The following is a 2,206-nucleotide window of genomic DNA, read 5'->3' on the forward strand; positions in this document are numbered from 1 at the left end:
CCGGGCCCCTCGGGCACCGCCGCCGACGCGGCGTACGGGCCGGCGACCGGCTCCGGGTACGGTCCCGCGCGGCAGGGCGGGCGGCGCCGGTGGCCCGCCGTGGTCGGCGCGCTGGTCGCCGCCGCGCTCGTCGGCGGGGGAGTGGCGGCCAGCTCGCGCTACGTCCTGGACGACGGGAAGGGCGGCGGCTCGGGGCGCGGCGGCTCGTCCCCGTCCGCGAGCGCCTCGGCGTCGGGGGAGCAGCGGCCGTCCCCGTCCCCCTCCGGCGGCGAGGACACCGGCGGTGGCACCGCCGGAGGGCAGTCCCCGTCGCCCGCCGACGGCGTTCCCAACGGCTGGGTCCGTGTCGAGGACCCCGAGGGCTTCAGCCTGCTCCTTCCGCAGGGCTGGGAGCGGCGGACCGAGAACGGCCAGATCGACTACACCCCCGACGGCGGTGTCCGTTTCGTCCGGATCGCGATCGATCCGGAGACCGACTGGGAGAGCCCCTACGAGCACCAGACCGACCTGGAGCGGGGCGTCTCGAAGCGGCCGGGCTACCAGCGGCTGGGCCTCGTGGCCAACACCTACCGTGACCTGACCGGCGCGCGCTGGGAGTTCACCTGGACCGCCGGCGACAAGGACGCCTCCCGCGGTCCGCGGCACGCGATCTCCCAGTCCTGGATCGACCGGGACGGCACGGAGTACGTGGTCTACATGTCCTCGCCCGAGGAGCGGTGGGCGGAGACCCGCGAGCAGTTCGACAGCGTGCTCCGGGGCTTCCGGCCCTGACTTCGGTCACCGATCCCGCCGAATTCCGCCGGGGTGAGCGGGGTCATACCGATGACGTTCCGTGGTGTGACCCAGCTAATGCGACCTCTCGCCGCAAGGGCTCTTCGACGCCGGGCGCACGGTGAGTGACGGAAACGTGCCGCCGTATTCGCCGTAAGGATCAGTTGTGAAGAAACGGCGTTTGTTCTGCGGCTCATCCGTCACTTAACGTCCCAGGGACTCCGGACGGAACGCCTAATCCTGCCGCCGCCCGGACACCGAATCCGACTTCGAATCACCGAATCGGCAGGAGCGGGGGACCCGTTCAGTACGCGGTCCCGGAATTCGATCTTCGTATTCCAGGGCCGCTAGGGGTGAAGCCGCGTCGCCGCGGCCGGGCATCTCCAGCCCGAACCCGACAGCTAACCCCGCAGGCGTCGGAGAGGAATGCAGCATGCCGATCAAGGCACAGCACAAGCGCGTCCGTCCCCGTCGCGTCGTCCGCGGCATCACCGCCATCGGCGCGGGCTCCGCCGCCCTCGCCCTCCCGCTCTTCGGCGCCGCCCAGGCGCACGCCTCGACCGAAGCGGCCCCCGCCGCGAAGGCCGGCGCCACCTTCCGCTCCGCGCCCGTCCACGCGCAGCCGAAGCAGGCCGAGAAGTCCACCTACACCGTGGCCGGCGGCGACTACCTGTACAAGATCGCCCAGGAGCACGACGTCGCCGGCGGCTGGAAGCAGCTCTACGCCGACAACCAGGACGTCATCGGCGGCAACCCCGAGCTGATCTACCCGGGCCAGAAGCTGGAGCTCGACGGCTCGGCCGCGCCGGCCGCGCAGAAGCAGCAGGCCCCGAAGGCCGCCGCCCCGAAGCCCGCCGCGCCGAAGCAGCAGGCCCCGAAGCCGGCCGCGCCGAAGCAGGAGGCCGCCCCGCAGCAGGAGGCCAAGCAGGCCGAGGCGCCCGCCACCGCCGACTCCTCCTCCAACAGCAGCGGTTGGGTCAAGCCGGTCGACGCCGGCACCTCCACCCCCTACCGCGCCTCCGGCGGCAGCTGGTCCAGCGGTTCGCACACCGGCGTCGACTTCTCGGCCGGCTCCGGCTCGACCGTGAAGTCCATCGGCCAGGGCACCGTCGTCTCCGCCGGCTGGGGCGGCGCCTACGGCAACCAGGTCGTCATCAAGCACAACGACGGCCACTACTCGCAGTACGGCCACCTGTCGTCGATCTCCGTCTCCGCCGGCCAGAGTGTCGGTGCGGGCGACACGATCGGCCTCTCCGGCTCCACCGGCAACTCCACCGGCCCGCACCTCCACTTCGAGGTCCGCACCGGCCCGGACTACGGCTCGGACATCGACCCGGTCGCCTTCCTGCGCGCGCACGGCGTCTCGGTCTGACCGAACGACCCCCAGGGGCGGGCGCCTTGAGCGCCGGACCGCCCCGCCCGGTCTCCCCGAGGG

The 2,206-nt window shown here is 72.8% G+C and carries 1 protein-coding gene, 1 pseudogene and 1 riboswitch; the gene and the pseudogene both read left to right on the forward strand.

What is annotated here, in order from left to right:
- Positions 1-771, forward strand: a pseudogene (locus ACFWEG_RS28915) (serine/threonine protein kinase); the annotation flags it as partial.
- 265 nt (positions 772-1,036) lie between these two features.
- Positions 1,037-1,202: riboswitch (cyclic di-AMP (ydaO/yuaA leader) on the forward strand.
- Positions 1,203-1,204: 2 nt separating this feature from the next.
- The gene (locus tag ACFWEG_RS28920; protein ID WP_387221054.1) at positions 1,205-2,143 is read left to right on the forward strand and encodes a peptidoglycan DD-metalloendopeptidase family protein; all 939 of its coding nucleotides are present in this window, start codon (positions 1,205-1,207) and stop codon (positions 2,141-2,143) included.
- The last annotated feature ends 63 nt before the right edge of the window (positions 2,144-2,206 follow it).

Origin of the sequence: Streptomyces sp. NPDC060194, assembly GCF_042728285.1 — a bacterium.
Classification (GTDB): Bacteria; Actinomycetota; Actinomycetes; order Streptomycetales; family Streptomycetaceae; genus Streptomyces.

Coding starts and splice junctions, on each gene's coding strand:
- ACFWEG_RS28920 (WP_387221054.1), top strand. CDS start 1,205: ATGCCGATCAAGGCACAGCACAAGCGCGTCCGTCCCCGTCGCGTCGTC.